Genomic DNA, 17,966 nt, shown 5'->3' on the forward strand with positions numbered 1-17,966 from the left:
AAAAGAGAGAAGCATGTTCGATATTCAACGCGAGGAAATCACCTGGGGCGGCGCCAAGCTCACGCTGGAAACGGGCCGCATCGCCCGCCAGGCTGACGGCGCTGTTCTGGCCACGCTCGGTGAAACCACCGTGCTCGCCACCGTCGTTTCCGCCAAGGAGCCCAAGCCGGGCATCGACTTCCTGCCGCTCACCGTCAATTATCAGGAAAAAGCCTACGCCGCTGGCCGCATCCCGGGCGGCTATTTCAAGCGCGAAGGCCGCCCGAGCGAGCATGAGACACTGGTGTCGCGCCTCATCGACCGTCCGATCCGTCCGCTGATCGTCGACGGCTGGCGCAACGACACCCAGATCATCGTCACGGTGCTGACGCATGACCTTGAAAACGATCCGGACATTCTGTCGCTGGTCGCGGCCTCTGCCGCGCTGACGCTGTCGGGTGTCCCGTTCATGGGTCCGGTCGGTGCGGCACGCGTCGCGTATGCCAATGGCGAGTACATCCTCAACCCGACTTCGGCGCAGCGTCAGGATACCGCTCTCGATCTGGTCGTGGCCGGCACGAACGATGCCGTCCTGATGGTCGAATCGGAAGCCAGGGAGCTGTCCGAGGACATCATGCTGGGCGCAGTGGTATTCGGCCACAAGGCTTTCCAGCCGGTGATCGAGGCCATCATCCGCCTTGCCGAGAAGGCCGCCAAGGAGCCGCGCGACATCGCTGTCGATGACGTGTCCGAAATCGAGAAGGCCGTGCTCGAGGTTGGCGAGGCAGATCTGCGCGCAGCCTATCAGCTTGTCGACAAGCAGCAGCGTTATGGTGCGGTTGACGCAGCCAAGACGAAGGTGCTTGCAGCGCTCTCCGATGGCGAAAACCCGCGCTTCGATGCCGAGAAGGTCAAGGCCGTCTTCAAGGAAGTGCAGGCGAAGATCGTTCGCTGGAACATTCTCGACACCGGCACGCGCATCGACGGCCGCGACGTGAAGACCGTGCGCCCGATTCTGGCGCAGGTCGGCTTCCTGCCGCGCACGCACGGTTCCGCTCTGTTCACGCGTGGCGAGACGCAGGCCATCGTCGTGGCGACGCTCGGCACCGGCGACGACGAGCAGTTCATCGATTCGCTGGAAGGCACCCGCAAGGAAACCTTCCTGCTGCACTACAACTTCCCGCCCTACTCCGTCGGCGAGACGGGCCGCATGGGCTCCCCCGGCCGCCGCGAGATCGGCCACGGCAAGCTGGCATGGCGCGCCGTGCACCCGCTGCTGCCGCTGCACCATGAGTTCCCCTACACGATCCGCGCCGTCTCGGAGATCACCGAGTCGAACGGTTCATCGTCGATGGCCACCGTGTGCGGCACGTCGCTGGCGCTGATGGATGCGGGCGTGCCGCTGCGCCGTCCCGTCGCCGGTATTGCCATGGGCCTGATCCTTGAAGGCGAGCGCTTTGCCGTGCTTTCCGACATTCTGGGCGATGAGGATCACCTCGGCGACATGGACTTCAAGGTCGCGGGCACCGATTCGGGCATCACTGCGCTGCAGATGGACATCAAGATCTCCGGCATCACGGAAGAGATCATGCGCGTCGCGCTGGATCAGGCACGCGCCGGCCGTCTGCACATCCTCGGCGAAATGGGCAAGGCGCTTACGTCCGCCCGTTCGGAGCTGGGCGAATACGCACCGCGCATCGAGACGCTGAAGATTCCGCAGGACAAGATCCGTGAAGTGATCGGCTCCGGCGGCAAGGTTATCCGCGAGATCGTCGAGAAGACCGGCGCGAAGATCGATATCGGTGACGACGGCACGGTCAAGATCGCCTCGTCCGACACCAAGTCGATCACGGCTGCCATCAACTGGATCCGCTCCATTGCCGCGGAGCCGGAGCTGAACGCCATTTACGAGGGCACAGTCGTCAAGACGGCTGACTTCGGCGCATTCGTGAACTTCTTCGGTGCGCGCGATGGTCTGGTGCACATCTCGCAGCTTTCGGCAACGCGCGTTGCCAAGGTTACGGACGTGGTCAAGGAAGGCCAGAAGGTCAAGGTCAAGCTGCTTGGCTTCGATGATCGCGGCAAGGTTCGCCTGTCGATGAAGGCTGTCGACCAGGAGACCGGCGAGGATCTGGAAGCCAGCCAGAAGGCTGAGAACGACAAGCAGGCGGATTGATCCGCAATTGTCCTCGTGACAATCGTTTCATCCCCCGGCGGTCTTCCGCCGGGGGTTTCCTGTTTTTCGGCTCCCCGGCATCGCTGAAGATAAAAAAAGAACGCGTATAGCGGGCCTTGGATCATTTCTAGCGTGGCCTATCTTATGGTACAGAGACCACGCGTTCCGGATCATGCTTGACTGCCTGTTGGGATCCATATGCCGACCGATGACACCGGATCGATCTCCGATTCGCAGAGAAGACGTGAACGGTGGGAAAAGCTGACGCGCCGTCGGCGACACCTGTCGATGCTGGGCATTTTGCTGAGCGCCGGCATCTTTCTGGCCGCGCTCGTCGCGCTCTGGCATCTCGCTCATGAAATGGATGCCGCGCAAGTCAGCGCGGCGCTGCGCTCCGCCAGCCCCCGGCAGGAAATGCTGGCGCTGCTGTTCACCGTCGTCAGCTACACGTTGCTCACGGGTTACGATTTTTTGGCCCTGCGCCAGCTTGGCGAACGCATTGCCTATCCCGTCACGGCCCTTGCCTCTTTCACCAGCTATGCGGTGAGTTTCACGCTCGGCTTCCCCCTCCTGACGTCGGGCACGGTGCGCTACTGGATCTATTCGCCGCATGGCCTGAAGACCTGGAAGATCGCGTCTCTGACGGTGATCGCCGGTATCACGTTCTGGCTCGGCATGGGATGCGTGCTGGCATGGAGCCTGTTGCGCGAGGCGGAGGCGCTGAGTCCCATCCTGCGGCTGCGCCCTTCCCTGTTGCATGCCGCAGGGGCGGGCGTGATCCTGCTGCTCGTTGGCTATTTCATCTGGATCTCGCTGAAACAGCGTGCGGTTGCCGTGCGCGGCTGGCGGCTGGATCTGCCGGGGTTCAAGGTATCGCTGGGGCAGACCATTCTCGGCGCGGGCGACGTCTGCGCCGGTGCCGCCGTGCTGTTCATGCTGCTGCCCGCCGGGCACGGCATGAGCTTCGACACGTTCCTCGCCGTCTATGTGCTGGCCTGCATGCTTGGCATCGTGAGCCATTCGCCCGGCGGTCTTGGCGTGTTCGAGGCGACGATGCTGATCGCGCTGTCGCATCTGCCGCGCGAGGGGGTGCTCGGCGCGGTGTTGCTGTTCCGCGTGTTCTACTATCTGCTGCCCTTTGTGCTGGCGCTGGTCATGCTGCTGATCCACACCGGATGGACGCGCATGCGGGGGAAGGCCGCGCGATCTTCCCCCGGCGGGTCTGCCAGTCCCGACTGACGACGGCTTTTATGTCGGCAGCAGCACCGTCGCGCCTGTCGTCTGACGGCTCTGCAGGGCGCGGTGGGCATCGGCTGCCTGCGCCAGTGGATAATGGCCGTTGATGGCAACCTGCACAGCGCCGTCACCGATGACATGGAACAGGCGTTCGGCCTGCTCCAGCAGGATCTCACGATTTTTGGTGAAGGTACCGAGCGTCGGCCGCGTCACGAACAGCGAGCCCTTCTGCCCCAGCAGGAGGATGTCGAAGTTGTCGATGACGCCGGAGGCGTTGCCGAAACTGACGAAAAGCCCCAGCGGACGCAGCACATCGAGCGAGGCCGGATAGGTGGCCTTGCCCACGCCGTCATAGACGACATCGACGCCCCTGCCCCCGGTAATATCACGTACAGCGGTGACGAAATCATCCTTCGTGTAGTCGATGACGTGGTCGGCTCCCTTGCTGCGCACCAGTTCCACCTTCTCTGGCGAGCCAGCCGTGGCGATCACGGTCGCGCCCAGATGCTTGGCCCACTGTGTCAGAATGAGACCGACGCCGCCAGCTGCCGCATGAATGAGAATCACGTTGCCGGGAGAAATATCGAACGTGCGGTGCAGCAGATATTCAGCCGTCAGCCCCTTCAGCAGGCTGGCAGCCGCCATCTCGAAGCCTACGGACCCCGGCAGTTTCACGACCAGCTCGGCCGGCACCACGGTTTGATCGGCATAGGCGCCGAGATGGCTGGTATAGGCCACGCGATCGCCGGGGGTGAATTCGGACACGCCCTCACCGACGATCACAACCTCACCCGCGCCCTCGTTGCCTGGCACGAAAGGCAGCTGCGGCGCCTTGTAAACCCCGGAGCGGAAATACGTATCGATGAAGTTGACCCCGATCGCCCGGTTGGCGATCAGCAGTTCGCCCGGACCGGGCAGGCGCTCCGGCACGGATTCGTAACTCAGAACCTCAGGCCCGCCGTAGGCGTGGACGACAATCGCGTTCATGAACCGCTCCTCGGTGAATGGGTGTTGTCGGAAAACTGTACCGGATAGGTTACGTGGTGGCGCGCTGGTGTCCAGTCGATTTGTGCCGGCTGATTCGCGCGAGGAACGATTTGCGAACCGGCGCGGGAACGGCTATTGACTAAAAGCTGTTGGGCTTAAAGCCGTTGCGCTGCATCAGGGCCGGGAAAACACCATGACGGCAATCGATTTCGACATCATCGTCGCCGGCGCCGGCCCCGCCGGGCTCGCGGCCGCGCTTGCCTTCGCACAGGAGGGGTTTTCGACCGCCCTTGTCGGCACGACGGATGCACCGCACGATGCCCGCACCGTTGCGCTACTGGATGGCTCCGTGCGCTTTCTGGCCGCGCTGGGTGTGTGGGAGCGGATCGAGTCCGACGCCGCGCCCATGCGGTTGATGCGCCTCGTCGATGCCACCAACAACCTGTTCCGTTCGCCGCCGGTAGAGTTTTCATCGCGCGAGATCGGTCTCGATGCCTTCGGCTACAATATCGAGAATGTGCGGCTTGTGGCTCATCTGGTGGACGAGGCAGCGAAACGCCCTCACCTGATGTTGTTCCCTCAGCGCGTCGCCGGTTTCTTCGCCGATTCGCAGGTTGCCACCGTCACGCTGGATGACGGACGCAGATTGACGGCACGCCTTGCCGTGGGCGCGGAGGGTCGCCGGTCGCCGCTGCGTCAGGCTTCGGGCATCGGCACACGCAACTGGAGCTATCCGCAGACAGCCGTCACGGCCATCCTGTCGCACACGCGCGAGCATCACGATTCATCGACCGAGTTCCACACCCGCGCCGGGCCTTTTACACTGGTGCCCTTGCAGGGCCGGCGGTCGAGCCTCGTCTGGGTCAACCGGCCGGAGGATGCGACGCGGCTGGCGGCTCTGGATGACGACGCCTTCGCACGCGCTGTCGAGGAGCGGGCGTCGAGCCTGCTCGGCGCAATGCGTCTGGATGGTCCGCGCGGGGCGGTGCCGCTGTCCGGCATGAAGGCGACGCCGCTCGTTGCGACGCGGCTGGCGCTGGTGGGCGAGGCTGCGCATGTCTTCCCGCCCATCGGTGCGCAGGGACTCAACCTCGGTCTGCGCGACGGAGCAGCGCTGCGTGACGCGCTCGTCGATGCGCGCGCAGCAGGATACGATATCGGTACGCCGCGCGTGCTGGAGCCGTTCGGCCGGGCGCGCGCGACCGATACGGCGATGCGCACCAACGTCATCGACATGCTGAACCGCACCCTGCTCAGCGATTTCCTGCCGGCGGATCTTCTGCGCGGGGCCGGGCTGCTGACATTGAGCCTTTTTGGCCCGCTGCGCCGCGCTGTCATGCGCGAAGGATTGACCCCTTCGCTGGCCACACCGCGCCAGATGCGCCGCGAAACGCGAAGAAATGACGGCAAGACACCGAACGGGACTGGAACGACGCACGGCGAAGTGGTATCCGGCGCGCGCGAGCATAACCGGAATCACGCATGAACCCCTCCTTTACAATCGCCCCGCTGTTTGACGAAGCCGAGATCGCGGCCCGTAATGAAGCAATCGCGCAGGCGGTGGCTACCCAAGCCCCGCACAATCTGCTGGTCGTTGCCGTGCTGAAAGGCAGCTTCATGTTCGCCGCCGATCTGATCCGCGCGCTGCATCGGGTTGGTCTGTCGCCGCAGGTGGAGTTCATCCAGCTGTCGAGTTACAAGGACGCGTTGGTGTCATACGGCACCGTCACCGTGTCCAAGGATATCGACAGCGACGTGGTGGGGCGCGATGTGCTGCTGCTTGACGATATTCTGGAATCAGGGCGCACGCTGGCCTTCGCCAAGGATCTTCTGGTAGCGCGTGGCGCGCGACGGGTGATGACGGCCGTGCTGCTCGACAAGCCGGGCCACCGGGTGTCGCATATCCAGCCCGATTTCGTCGGCTTTCAGTGCCCGGACAAGTTCGTCGTCGGTTACGGCATGGATGCGGCCCATTCCTTCCGCCAGTTGCCCTACATCGGCATCATCGAAAAAGACGGGAAGTAACCGATGGCGCGCATTCTGCTTGTCGACGATGAAGCCAGCGTGCGCAGCTTCCTCAAGCGCGGTCTCGAACTCGATGGCCATCAGGTTGAAACCGCGGGCGACGGCGCGGAAGGGCTGGAAGTGCTCACCGCGGAAGACGGCGCTTTCGACCTTCTGCTGACCGACGTGCGCATGCCCCTGCTCGATGGCATCGCGCTGTCCCATGCCGTGCAGGCGCGGTGGCCCGATCTGGTGATTCTCATCATGACCGGCTTCTCGGATCAGCATGAGCGCGCCCAATCCCTCAACAACCTGGCTGGAATCTTGCTGAAACCTTTTTCTCTGGGCGACCTCCGGCAGCAGGTCGCACGGATCGTCGGCTAGAGCATTTCGGCATTTCGTTGAAACGCAGAAATGCTCTATCTTATTGGTTTTAAGCGTTTTAGGGCAGCTTGTATTTGCGTCGATCCATCCGATTGAACGCAGGCTGCGGCAAAATAAGAAATCTGGAACGCGAGCGCTGATCGCGTCACAGAGTACTGGCGCTCCGATGCGATTTCCGGGAATACAGGCATGTTCCTGGCTTTTGCCCGTACACCGATGGCCCGAAAGCGGGATAAACCGCTGTTTTGCCGGGAAACATCTAGCATAAAAGCTATTGATGGAAATCTATACAACACACCGACATCAAGTTAAGCTAGGTTAAATAGCAGTATTTTTTGCCATGCTGGTGTGAGGGTCGAGTCATTCCCCTTTTTTCCGACTCCACCACTACGATAACGTCTGTTCACCCGTCGCAGGCAATTCCTTGCAACTGGTGGCGGGGCCTTGTTTGCTCCGCTGTGTGGCTTCTCGCGGCGATTCTTTTTCAGGTGGCTCCCTTCGGCGACGATGTCATGAACATCTTCTGGCCACCGGATGGCATCGCCGTGGGGATGGTCATTGCTTACGGCCCCCGTCTGCTGCCGCCTCTGGGCATAACGATCTTCCTGTGGAACCTGGCTGGTGGCAAGCCCCCAGTCGAATCACTGGTGGGGTGTCTGGCGCTGGTGCTGGCCCTGCTTGCGGTGTGGCAGGCCGTATGGTGGGATCGGCGGCAGAACAGGACCACGTCGCCAATTGCCACGATGGTCCGGTATCACTGCCTCACGGTCATCCCGGCCGTGGTAATCCTCAGCATTTTTGGTAGCTGGCAGTTCATCGGTCAATCCAACTCTCGGTCGATAGCCCACATCGTGGTGATCATGGCCATTTCGGAGACGCTGGGCATTCTGCTCTTTGCCCGTCTCAGCGAGTTGTCCATCTATATTCTGGAATCGAAGGGGCCGGCATCGGGCTTGCCGTCCGCGTCGCTCAATCCGCGCAAACTGCTGCGGGCGACTGTGCTGATGATTGCGATGACGCTCGCCGTTTTCGCGCTGGATGCCGCCCCGCTGCCCGAAAGCGTCCACAACTATATGTCCGCATCGCGTTATCTGACGTTCGCACTGATTATGTGGGCAGCCTACCGGGGGCAGCCGTTTCTCGTGCATTTGGCCGTGGCGGTGTCGGCCATCATTCTGATCTTGTTGACGCCCAAGGGCGCTTACGACGACACTTGGCACTTGCTGGACCACACGCTGTTGCTATGCAGCGTGGCGCTGCTGGGATTTCTCGCCTCGGCCAGCATGGAACATCGCGCGTTGCTGGCGGACGAACAGCGGGCGCGGGCGCGGCGAGACCCGCTGACCGGGTGGATGAACGAGCGAGGTCTCGTTGCCGCATTGGCGGAAACGCCACGAAGCGGATATCTGATCGGCGTGGACATCCAGAACATCCGGCAGATCATGGAGTTGATCGGTCTGCTGCTTGCCCGGCAGATCGAAAAGGACATCACCACGCTTTTGCGCCTCAATGTCAACGAAGGTATTGCGTTCGCCCGACCATGTGACGGTTTTTTCGTCATGGTCCTGCCTACGGAGGCAAATGCCAATGGCTGCCTGTCACGATTGAAGGCGCTGCTCACCAATCGCCGCTACGATCAGGGCATGTCGAGCGTGCGCATTGAGGTGGGCATCGCCGTCCTGCCGCTCATGGACCGGCCAACTTCGGAAAGCGTGGCGGACACACTGGCGACGCTCATGCTGACGTGCCAGTTGTCATCGTTCGGTCAAAAAAGGGGAGCGCTACTGCCGCGCAGTGGCAGCACGGGACAATTTTCTCTGGGCGACATGATCAAGGCACGGCAAGGGCAACTCGTCATGCTGGAAGACCTGAAGGAGACGCTGCAACAGCCATCGGGTTCGCCGGATTCACCGGGTCTGTGGCTGGCCTGCCAGACGATCCAGCCGCTGAAGCAGGACGTGACCACATACAGCTTTGAAATCCTGATGCGATGGACCCTCCCAGATGGCACGGTTCGCGGGCCGGCCATCTTTCTGCCCATCGCCGAGCATTACGGTCTGATGCCGGACATCGACCGCTGGGTGATCGCCGAGGCGATGCGCACGTTCGCGGCCATTCCGGAAAAGACACACCGGAAGCTGTCGAAGGTGTCCATCAACCTCTCGGGCGCGTCCATATCAGAGCCCTATCTGCTCGAATTTATCCAGGCGACGATCCGCGATAACAGCCTGTCCCCCAGCCTGTTCTGTTTCGAAATCACAGAAACCGCCGACATCGTTCAACGCGAGAATGCCATCTCCCTGCTGACGCGAATGCGTGATATGGGCATTCGTACGTCGCTTGACGATTTCGGCACTGGCCTTGCTTCGTTCGATTATCTCAAGTCATTGCCACTGGACTATGTGAAGATCGACGGCAGTTTTATCCGCCATCTCGACGCAAGCCTGGTCGATCAGGCCATCGTCAAGGCCATCTGCAGGGTGGCGCGGATTCTGGATCTGGAAACGGTGGCCGAGTTCGTGGAAACGCCGCGGCAATACGCCCTGCTGGAGGAGTGGGGCGTGGACCATGTTCAGGGCTACCACATCGGCAAGCCCGTCTACATCGGAGACCATCTGAAAAGCATCGGCAAGAATGAAGTGCGAATCGTCACCTGACAGTGATGCCCCACCTCCAGGAACGCTCGCGCTCTTGATCTCGCACGTTTTTCCGGCCAGGCGATGCATACGGCGTTCAAAACGCTTTAGGGTTCGCTTAATCATGACCGTCTTATAATGGCCGTGGTTGGCTGGAGGTTGCGGGAGAGTCCCTCCCCCGTCCGCTGGCCGTTCGTGAAAACGGGTGGGCAGAAGGTTCCGCGTCCGGCCGCAAGGCTTGCGGATCGTTGCCGCTCCCCATCAGGAAGTGTAGCCGGTCCCTTGCGCGAAGCCCTTGCCCGTTCCGATTTCGATGCTGTGCGTCGCTCTCCCGCCTCTGCAAAGGCGCGCCGGCCGGCTGCCTCCGGCCCCCGTGCGCAGGGACGGGGCAAGACGAAACACGCCGCCGGCATCGGCAGCATCGCAGCCGGTCTTCTCACTTCGGCTCTGGCCTTGGTCGGAGGCTTGCTTCTGACGCTGGCGCAACTTGCGCTCAAAGGCGTGTTGCTGCGCCCGGTGTCGGTCATCGGCGGCCTGCTGGCGGTTTCGCTGTCGGCGGCGATCATCGTGAATGCCGTATCGATGCAGGAAGGCCAGCACCCTTCACCCCTGTTCGGCGGACAAACCGCGACGGAAAAGCCTGCCGTCCGCGCCGTGCAGGCACCGTCTCAGCCACAGGTTGCCGCGCCGCCCGCGGTTGCCCCCACGCCCGTCGCCAGACCGGCGGCGGCTGCGCAACCCGCAACGCCGCCGGCCCCGAAGCCGGCAGCCGCGCCGCCTGCTAACGATCCCATCGCGCATCTTCTGGCAACGGGTGCGCCGCCAGCCGCTGCCAAAACGAGCGATACTGGTCTGCTCGGCGTGCAGAAGGCGCTGGTGAAACTGGGATACGGCATCACGGCGGATGGGCTCAACGGCCCTGCCACCCGGCGGGCTGTCTCGGAGTTTGAAAAGCTGGAAGGGCTGCCGATAACCGGCGATCCGACGAACGTGACCATGCGCAAGGCGCTGTCGGTGGCGTCCGGCATAACGCTCGACTGACCGCGATGCTGAAACATTTCCTGTCTGTCAGCGGTCTGACCCTGCTGTCGCGGGTCACCGGCCTCGCCCGCGATCTGATGACCGCCGCCATTCTGGGCGCGGGACTGTTGGCGGATGCGTTTTTCGTCGCGCTGCGGCTGCCGAACCATTTCCGGGCCATTTTCGGCGAGGGCGCTTTCAGCGCCGCTTTCGTGCCGATTTTCACCCGTCTGCACGAATCGGAAGGGGTCGCGGCGGCACGACGATTCGCCGACAATGTCTGGACAGGGATGCTGCTCGTCCAGACCGTTGTTTTCGTGCTTGCCTTCACATTCATGGAGCAGGTCGTTGCGCTGCTTGCGCCGGGCTTCGCTGCCGATCCGGAAAAATTCGCGCTGGCGGTCAACCTGACGCGCATCACCTTTCCCTACCTGTTTTTCATCACGCTGGTCACGCTGGTATCCGGCATGCTGCAAAGCATCGAACGGTTCGTAGCCGCCGCTTTCACGCAAGTTCTGCTCAATGTGTCGATGATCGTGGCGCTGGCGCTGGCGTGGCTTTTCCCCTCTGCAGCCTACGCGGCCGCGTGGGGTGTGGCGGTTGCGGGCGCGTTGGAGTTGGCGCTTGTGTATGCGGATGCCGCACGCGCCGGCATCGCCCCTCGTCTTGCCCGGCCGCGCCTTGACCCCGGCATGCGGACGTTCCTGAAAACGCTTGGCCCTGCCATCATCGGCTCGGCGGGCGTGCAGATCGCGCTATTTGCAGACACCATCATCGCCTCGATGCTGCCCACGGGCGCGGTGTCGTCGATCTATTATGCCGACCGGCTCTACCAATTGCCCATCGGCGTCATCGCCATCGCGGCGGGCACGGTGCTGGTGCCGCTGATGAGCCGCCTCGTCGCCGCCGGAGACGAAGCCGCCGCCCATGCCGCCCAGAACCGGGCACTGGCGCTGACGTTGGCGCTTGCCATACCGTGCATGGTGGCCTTCCTGCTGGTGCCGGAGCCCATCGTTTCGGCGCTGTTTGGACGCGGCGCATTCACGCAGGAAGACGCCCAGGCCGCCGGCGCGGTTCTGGCAGCCTATGCGCTGGGATTGCCCGCGATTGTCGCCATTCCGGCAGTCGTTGCGAGCTTCCGCGCCCGGTTGGATACGACGACGCCCGCTATCGTCGCGTTGATCGGCATCGGCATCAACGTGGCGCTCAAGATCGCGCTGGTGAGCAATATCCTCGATGTGCAACTCGGCGCGCCAGGGCTGGCGCTGGCCACCGCTGCCGGAGCGTGGGTGAACTTCGGCCTGCTGTTCATTCTCGCCCGCCGCCGGCGCTGGAATGCCCCGGACAGCACCCTGCTGCGCACACTCGCAGCCATCTCCGCCGCCTCGCTTCTACTTGCCGCTGTGACGGCAGGCGTGGACGCTGTATTGTCACCATGGTCGGACACGTTGCCGCATGCGCGCGCGATTATCCACATCGCCATCGTGGCGCTGGCAGGTGCCGTAGCCTATGGCGTGACGCTCATCGCGACGCTTCGGCTGGCTGGCGTGCCACTGCCGAAGTTGCGGTAAACGGTTTGCGTCCAATTGAAGGATCGGCTTGAACGCGAATTGCTCTGGACCACCTCCCTGCCGCAATAAGCCGGGAGGTGGCCGATGCGCTTACTCCGCCAGCGCTTGCAGGATGCGCGCCCACGAGCGCGTGCCCTTGTGGAAATTCGTCAGCGAATATTTCTCATTCGGCGAATGAATGCGGTCATCCTCCAGCCCGAAGCCGACCAGCAGCGGTGTTGCGCCCAGCCTGTTCTGGAAGGTCGCGATGATCGGAATGGAGCCGCCGCCGCCAATGGTCACGGGTGGTTTGTTCCATTCATCGCGCAATGCGCCAGCGGCTTTCGCCAACAGCGGACTGTCGAGCGGCACCGATACCGCTCCCGCGCCGTCGCCCGCACCGAAAGTCACCGATGCATCGGCGGGGATCAGGCTGCGGACATAGGCGCGGAAAGCGTCCCGCACCTTCACCGGATTCTGCTCGCCGACGAGACGGAATGTGATCTTGGCGCGCGCCTGCGCCGGGATCACCGTCTTGGAGCCTTCGCCGGTATAGCCGCCGATGATGCCGTTGATGTCGAACGCCGGGCGGGACTGGATCTGCTCGATGACGTAACGGTCCTTCTCGCCCGCCGGCTCGGACAGGCCGACCGGCCCGAGGAACGTGCGTGCGTCGAGGCCAAGGCCTCGCCACTGCTCGCGCACCTCTTCCGGAATCTCCGGCACCCCGTCATAAAAACCGGGGATGGTGATGCGCCCTTCTCCGTCGCGCAGCGCTGCGATGACGCCGGCAAGCACCTGAATGGCGTTTTGCGCCGCGCCGCCGAACAGGCCGGAGTGAAGATCTCGGTCGGCGGTGCGGATGATGATCTCGTCATGCACCAACCCGCGCAGACCCGTGGTGATGGCAGGCGTATCGGCATCCCACTGGTTGGTGTCGCACACCAGCACGGCATCGGCACGCAGGCGGTCGAGATTGGCGTCGACGAAAGCCGGCAGGTTGACGGAGCCGACCTCCTCCTCGCCCTCGATCAGCACCGAGACATTGACGGGCAGGTCGCCGGTAACCGCCTTCCACGCCCGCACAGCCTCCAGAAAGGTCAGGATCTGGCCCTTGTCGTCGGCAGCGCCTCGCGCGCGGATGACCTTCGATCCATCGGCCAATGTTTCGATGCGCGGCTCGAAGGGCGGATTGGTCCACAGATCGAGCGGATCGACCGGCTGCACGTCATAATGACCGTAGAACAGCACACTCGGCTTGCCCTCGCCCTGCTGATGACCCAGCACGACCGGATGCCCCGGCGTCGCATGCACTTCGGCAGCGAAACCCAGTCCGTCAAGCTCAGCCTTTACGTGCTCGGCAGCGCGGCGGCAGTCCTGCGCATGGGCAGGGTCGGTGGAGATCGAGGCGATGCGCAGGAACGCGAACAGCCGCTCCAGCGAGGCGTCGAGATTGGCGTCGATGTGGTCCAAAACCTTATCAAGCTGCGACATGTCGATGTGTCCTTCGAAAAATCCCGATCCGGTCAACGCCGGAGAATACCGCCGAGCGTACCGCGCACGATGGCGCGCCCGATGCTGCCGCCGGCCCTGCCGCCGACCTTCTTGCCGATATCAGCGGCGAGTTGGCCCAGCACGGTATTGGTGACCGTGCGCGTCACGTCACGTGCGATCACCTGCCCCGTGCTCAGGCGCTCGCCGCGCGGTCGGCTGGTGCCGAGAATGGACCCGAGAAGATCGCCGATGCCGCCAAGCGCGCCCTCCTGCGCCGGTGGCGCTTCCGCAGCTTCCGTGGCCTGCTGCGTGCGGGCGGTGAGCACCTCATAGGCGGACTCGCGATCGATGGGCTTGTCATAGAGACCGCGCAAGGGACTGCTACCGATGAGCTGCGCCCGCTCCTCCACCGTCAGCGGCCCGACGCGGGCGGACGGCGGCGCGATCAGCGTGCGGCTGACGATCTCGGGCGCACCCTTGGCATCGAGCAGCGACACCAGCGCCTCGCCGACAGCCAGCTCGCCGATGACCTTTTCAGTGTCGAAGGCCGGGTTCTGCCGGAAGGTCTGTGCGGCGGCGCGCACCGCCCTCTGATCGCGGGGGGTGTAGGCGCGCAGCGCGTGCTGCACCCGGTTGCCGAGCTGGCCAAGCACCGTATCCGGCACATCGAGCGGATTCTGTGTGACGAAATAGACGCCAACGCCCTTGGAGCGGATGAGCCGCACAACGCGCTCCACCGCCTCCAGCAACGCCTTGGGCGCGCAGTCGAACAACAGATGCGCCTCATCGAAGAAGAACACCAGCACCGGCTTGTCGGGATCGCCGACTTCAGGAAGATGCTCGAACAGCTCCGACAACAGCCACAGCAGGAAGGTGGCGTAGAGGCGCGGGTTGTTCATCAACTGATCGGCAGCCAGAATATTGATGAAGCCGCGTCCAGCGCGGTCGGTGCGGATCAGGTCGCCGATTTCCAGCGCGGGCTCGCCGAAAAACTTTTCCGCGTGCTGGTTTTCGAGCACGAGCAGGCGACGCTGGATGGTGCCCACCGATTGCTTGGCGATATTGCCGTATTCGCCGCTGAGCGCCGCCGCGTTATCGTAGACATAGCCGAGAAGCGCGCGCAGATCTTTCAGGTCGAGCAACAGCAGGCCCTGCTCGTCGGCGACACGGAAAACGATGTTGAGGATGCCTTCCTGCGTCTCGTTGAGATCGAGCAGGCGCGACAGCAGCAGCGGCCCCATGTCTGAAATGGTGGCGCGCACCGGATGGCCCTGCTCGCCGAACACGTCCCAGAACACCACCGGGAAGCGATCCGGCTGATAGTCCAGCCCAAGCTCCTGCGCCCGCTTGACGAAGGGCGGCTTGCCGTCTCCATCCGCTGCGAGGCCGGCGAGGTCACCCTTGACGTCCGCCGCGAACACCGGCACGCCAGCGTTGGAAAACCCTTCCGCCAATACTTGCAGCGTCACCGTCTTGCCGGTGCCGGTGGCGCCGGTGATGAGCCCGTGGCGGTTGGCGCGCTTCAACAGCAGTTCCTGCCCCGCGCCGCCGTGCTCGATATCGCTTCGGCCGATGAACACGCCTTCACTCGCCATAACGTCGGACCTCTTTACAAGACAGGATCAGGATATTGTTTCACCGGCCTCGTCACGGCGCAAGCCCTTGAGGCGATAGAGCGCTTCCAGCGCCTCGCGCGGCGAGAGTTCGTCCGGCAGGATGGCATCGAGCGCATCGCGCAGCATATCCGGCGCTGACGGCGCGTCGGACGCCGCGGGACGGGCAGCGATGGCCGAGAATAGCGGCAGGTCGTCGATCAATGCGCTGACCGGCTTTTCGCGCTCGCTCTTTTCAAGCTCGGTCAGGATGTCGCGCGCCCGTGCGATCACGCGTGGCGGCAGGCCGGCCAGCCGCGCCACCTGAATGCCATAGGAGCGATCCGCCGCGCCGGGGACCACCTCATGCAGAAACACAACGTCGCCGTGCCATTCGGTGACGCGCACGGTGGCGTTCGACACCCGCTTGAGCCGGTCGGCCAGCGCCGTCAGCTCATGATAGTGCGTTGCGAACAGGGAGCGGCAGCGGTTGGCCTCGTGCAAATGCTCGATGGCGGCCCATGCGATGGACAGACCGTCGAAGGTCGCGGTGCCGCGCCCGATCTCGTCGAGGATCACCAGAGAGCGCTCGCCTGCCTGATTCAGAATGGCCGCCGTCTCGATCATCTCCACCATGAAAGTGGAGCGCCCGCGCGCCAGATCGTCCGCCGCGCCGACGCGCGAGAACAGCCTGTCCACCACACCGATGCGCGCCGACCGCGCCGGCACGAAGGCCCCCATCTGCGCCAGCACCACGATGAGCGCGTTCTGGCGCAGGAAGGTGGATTTACCCGCCATGTTGGGGCCGGTGATGAGCGTGATCCGTCCCCATTTTGCCGAGCCGGGCGGGGAGAGGTCGCAATCGTTGGCCACAAACGCCACGCCGTTGCGCCGGCACGCCGCCTCCACCACGGGATGCCGGCCACCGTCGACATCGAAGGCCAGCGAATCATCGACCTGCGGCCGCACCCAGCCCAGATCGGCGGCAAGTTCAGCCAACCCCGCCGATACGTCGATGACGGCCAGCGCCTCGGCCGCCGCCTTGATGGCCTCCGCATGGCGTCCCAGCAGTTCCACCAGCGCGTCGAACACCGCAAGTTCAATGCCCTGCGCCCTGTCGCCCGCCGAGGCGATGCGGCTTTGCAGTTCCGACAGTTCCACCGTCGAGAAACGCATCGTGCCGGCCATAGTCTGCCTGTGTACGAAGGTGTCGTTAAGCGGCGGCCGCACGAAAGCCTCGCCAGCTGCCTGCGGCACCTCGACGAAATAGCCGATGAGATTGTTGTGCTTCACCTTGAGCTGCCGGCAGGCGCTTTCCTCGGCATAGCGAGCCTGCAACGCGGCGATCACCTTGCGCGAATCGGCCTGCAACAGCCGGGCCTCGTCCAGATCGGCGTTATAGCCCTCGCGCACGAAACCGCCATCGCGCCTGAGCAGCGGCAGATCATCGGACAGCGCCGCCGCCAGCGCCTCGCCCCATGCCGGATCGAGCGCCTCAAGGCTGGCGCGTGCTCCCGCAAGCTCTGGCGAGAGCGCCGGCGCGCTTTCCAGATAACCGCCAATAGTCCGTGCGGCGGAGAGGCCATCCCGCAGCGCCGCGAGATCGCGCGGGCCGCCGCGCCCGACGAGCAGCCGCGACAGCGCCCGGGCGATATCGGGCGCGGCGCGCAGCAGACTCCGCAGCCGATCACGCAGCGCGACATCTTCATGCAGCGCCGCCACGCTCTCCTGCCGCGCCCGAATCGCCGCCGGATCTGTCAGCGGCCCGGCGAGACGTTCAGCGAGCAACCGGCCGCCGCCCGGCGTCAACGTGCGGTCGATGGTGGCCAGAAGACTACCCGCCCGCTCGCCGGACAGGGTGCGCGTGAGTTCGAGATTGGCGCGCGTCGCCGCATCGATAGCCAGCCCGGAGCCCTCGGCGGCCCGCACCGGCGGCGACAGCGGCGGTCGCGAACCCAGCTGCGTGCGCTCGACATAAGCGATGATGGCCGCACAGGCCGCCAGCTCCGACTGGCTGAACTGGCCGAAACCCGCCAGCTCCGCCACGCCGAAATATTCCTTCAGCCGCCGCTCGCTGGATGCCGGATCGAACCCCTCGTGCGCCACCGGCGTAATGGCGGAGCGGTGCTCGTCCCAGAAGGCGCGCAGCCCGTCATCGTCGTGGATGGCGTCGGGCACGATGATCTCGCGCGGCTCCAGCCGGGCGATCTCCGCCATAAGTGCGGTTGCCGGGGCTTCCGACACGATGAACCGGCCGGTCGAGATATCCGTCGCGGCAACAGCATACACGAATTCGCCGTCCGAGAGCTTGCGCCGCGCCACCGCCGCCAGCCAGTTGGGGCGTCCGGGCTCAAGCAGCCGGTCTTCGGTAATGGTGCCTGGCGTTACGAGGCGCACCACCGCGCGGCGCACGACGGATTTGCTGCCACGCTTGCGCGCCTCGGCCGGGTCTTCCGTCTGCTCGCACACGGCAACCCGGTGGCCTGCGGCGATGAGACGCTCCAGATAATCCTCGGCCTTGTCCACCGGCACGCCGCACATGGGGATATCCTCCCCCTGATGCTTGCCGCGTTTGGTGAGCACGATGCCGAGCGCCCGCGACGCCACTTCCGCATCGCCGAAGAACAGTTCGTAGAAATCGCCCATGCGATAGAACAGCAGCGTGTCGGGGTGTGCGACCTTGATCTCGATATATTGCTGCATCATGGGCGACGACTTGTCGCCGGCGGCGGGCAAATCGGGTGTCGGCGTCGATGATGTCATATTCGCTAAACGGATCATGGGGCAACGGTAGCAGACGGCGTTTGTGCTTTCATCATGCACAAGCGCCCGGAAAGCACGGAAACGGTGGAGAACCCGGCTTGAGAGGAAAGGTTCGCTCCGTTATCCTCATAATCACCACAACACA

General features: G+C 63.9%; 12 protein-coding genes. 8 read left to right on the plus strand and 4 right to left on the minus strand.

The genetic code is table 11. From position 1 onward, the window contains the following. The first annotated feature begins 13 nt into the window (after positions 1–13). Both pnp and FHS81_RS05855 read left to right on the plus strand, forming a co-directional pair. On the plus strand, positions 14–2,155 hold the full coding sequence (pnp, locus tag FHS81_RS05850) for a polyribonucleotide nucleotidyltransferase (RefSeq protein WP_183751097.1): 2,142 nt from the start codon (positions 14–16) through the stop codon (positions 2,153–2,155). A gap of 198 nt (positions 2,156–2,353) precedes the next feature. Beyond that, entirely contained in the window at positions 2,354–3,394 is a 1,041-nt protein-coding gene (locus FHS81_RS05855) for a lysylphosphatidylglycerol synthase domain-containing protein (protein ID WP_183751099.1), read from the plus strand. A gap of 9 nt (positions 3,395–3,403) precedes the next feature. Here FHS81_RS05855 and FHS81_RS05860 read toward each other — a convergent pair whose 3' ends face one another. After that, positions 3,404–4,378, minus strand: coding sequence for a quinone oxidoreductase family protein (locus FHS81_RS05860; protein WP_183751101.1), 975 nt, complete (start codon positions 4,376–4,378; stop codon positions 3,404–3,406). Between the two features lie 193 nt (positions 4,379–4,571). On the opposite strand from FHS81_RS05860, the gene FHS81_RS05865 reads away from it, so the two are divergent. From FHS81_RS05865 to murJ, 6 genes are all read left to right on the plus strand, one after another. Further along, positions 4,572–5,864: a UbiH/UbiF family hydroxylase gene (locus FHS81_RS05865; RefSeq protein ID WP_183751102.1), complete on the plus strand. Its 1,293-nt coding sequence runs from the start codon at positions 4,572–4,574 to the stop codon at positions 5,862–5,864. Beyond that, on the plus strand, positions 5,861–6,403 hold the full coding sequence (gene hpt / locus FHS81_RS05870; RefSeq protein WP_183751103.1) for a hypoxanthine phosphoribosyltransferase: 543 nt from the start codon (positions 5,861–5,863) through the stop codon (positions 6,401–6,403). Before FHS81_RS05865 ends, hpt begins: the two co-directional genes overlap by 4 nt. Before the next feature lie 3 nt (positions 6,404–6,406). Then, positions 6,407–6,766 (plus strand): response regulator, encoded by a 360-nt coding sequence (locus FHS81_RS05875; RefSeq protein ID WP_183751104.1) that lies wholly within the window; start codon positions 6,407–6,409, stop codon positions 6,764–6,766. Positions 6,767–7,224: 458 nt separating this feature from the next. Beyond that, positions 7,225–9,423 carry an EAL domain-containing protein gene (locus FHS81_RS05880; RefSeq protein ID WP_343052430.1) on the plus strand — a complete coding sequence of 733 codons (2,199 nt, stop codon included), beginning with the start codon at positions 7,225–7,227 and terminating at the stop codon, positions 9,421–9,423. A gap of 261 nt (positions 9,424–9,684) precedes the next feature. After that, positions 9,685–10,443, plus strand: a complete 759-nt coding sequence (locus FHS81_RS05885; RefSeq protein ID WP_183751106.1) for a peptidoglycan-binding domain-containing protein — start codon at positions 9,685–9,687, stop codon at positions 10,441–10,443. Positions 10,444–10,448: 5 nt separating this feature from the next. Next, positions 10,449–11,993: a murein biosynthesis integral membrane protein MurJ gene (gene murJ / locus FHS81_RS05890; protein WP_183751107.1), complete on the plus strand. Its 1,545-nt coding sequence runs from the start codon at positions 10,449–10,451 to the stop codon at positions 11,991–11,993. Between the two features lie 90 nt (positions 11,994–12,083). On the opposite strand, the gene FHS81_RS05895 is transcribed toward murJ, so the two are convergent. From FHS81_RS05895 to mutS, 3 genes are read right to left on the minus strand one after another with little or no spacing between them, the layout of a single operon-like run. Further along, positions 12,084–13,466, minus strand: coding sequence for a dipeptidase (locus FHS81_RS05895; RefSeq protein WP_183751108.1), 1,383 nt, complete (start codon positions 13,464–13,466; stop codon positions 12,084–12,086). 32 nt (positions 13,467–13,498) lie between these two features. Further along, positions 13,499–15,061: a helicase HerA-like domain-containing protein gene (locus FHS81_RS05900; protein ID WP_183751109.1), complete on the minus strand. Its 1,563-nt coding sequence runs from the start codon at positions 15,059–15,061 to the stop codon at positions 13,499–13,501. Between the two features lie 27 nt (positions 15,062–15,088). After that, the gene (gene mutS, locus FHS81_RS05905) at positions 15,089–17,839 is read right to left on the minus strand and encodes a DNA mismatch repair protein MutS (RefSeq protein WP_428982432.1); all 2,751 of its coding nucleotides are present in this window, start codon (positions 17,837–17,839) and stop codon (positions 15,089–15,091) included. Positions 17,840–17,966: the final 127 nt, after the last annotated feature.

This window comes from Pseudochelatococcus contaminans (genome assembly GCF_014195635.1).
Taxonomy (GTDB): Bacteria; Pseudomonadota; Alphaproteobacteria; order Rhizobiales; family Beijerinckiaceae; genus Pseudochelatococcus; species Pseudochelatococcus contaminans.

What these genes read in the sequence shown, in the direction of transcription:
- hpt (WP_183751103.1), top strand. Translation starts at nt 5,861, where the DNA reads ATGAACCCCTCCTTTACAATCGCCCCGCTGTTTGACGAAGCCGAGATC.
- FHS81_RS05875 (WP_183751104.1), top strand. Translation starts at nt 6,407, where the DNA reads ATGGCGCGCATTCTGCTTGTCGACGATGAAGCCAGCGTGCGCAGCTTC.
- mutS (WP_428982432.1), bottom strand. Translation starts at nt 17,839, where the DNA reads ATGATCCGTTTAGCGAATATGACATCATCGACGCCGACACCCGATTTG.
- murJ (WP_183751107.1), top strand. Translation starts at nt 10,449, where the DNA reads ATGCTGAAACATTTCCTGTCTGTCAGCGGTCTGACCCTGCTGTCGCGG.
- FHS81_RS05895 (WP_183751108.1), bottom strand. Translation starts at nt 13,466, where the DNA reads ATGTCGCAGCTTGATAAGGTTTTGGACCACATCGACGCCAATCTCGAC.
- FHS81_RS05855 (WP_183751099.1), top strand. Translation starts at nt 2,354, where the DNA reads ATGCCGACCGATGACACCGGATCGATCTCCGATTCGCAGAGAAGACGT.
- pnp (WP_183751097.1), top strand. Translation starts at nt 14, where the DNA reads ATGTTCGATATTCAACGCGAGGAAATCACCTGGGGCGGCGCCAAGCTC.
- FHS81_RS05860 (WP_183751101.1), bottom strand. Translation starts at nt 4,378, where the DNA reads ATGAACGCGATTGTCGTCCACGCCTACGGCGGGCCTGAGGTTCTGAGT.
- FHS81_RS05865 (WP_183751102.1), top strand. Translation starts at nt 4,572, where the DNA reads ATGACGGCAATCGATTTCGACATCATCGTCGCCGGCGCCGGCCCCGCC.
- FHS81_RS05900 (WP_183751109.1), bottom strand. Translation starts at nt 15,061, where the DNA reads ATGGCGAGTGAAGGCGTGTTCATCGGCCGAAGCGATATCGAGCACGGC.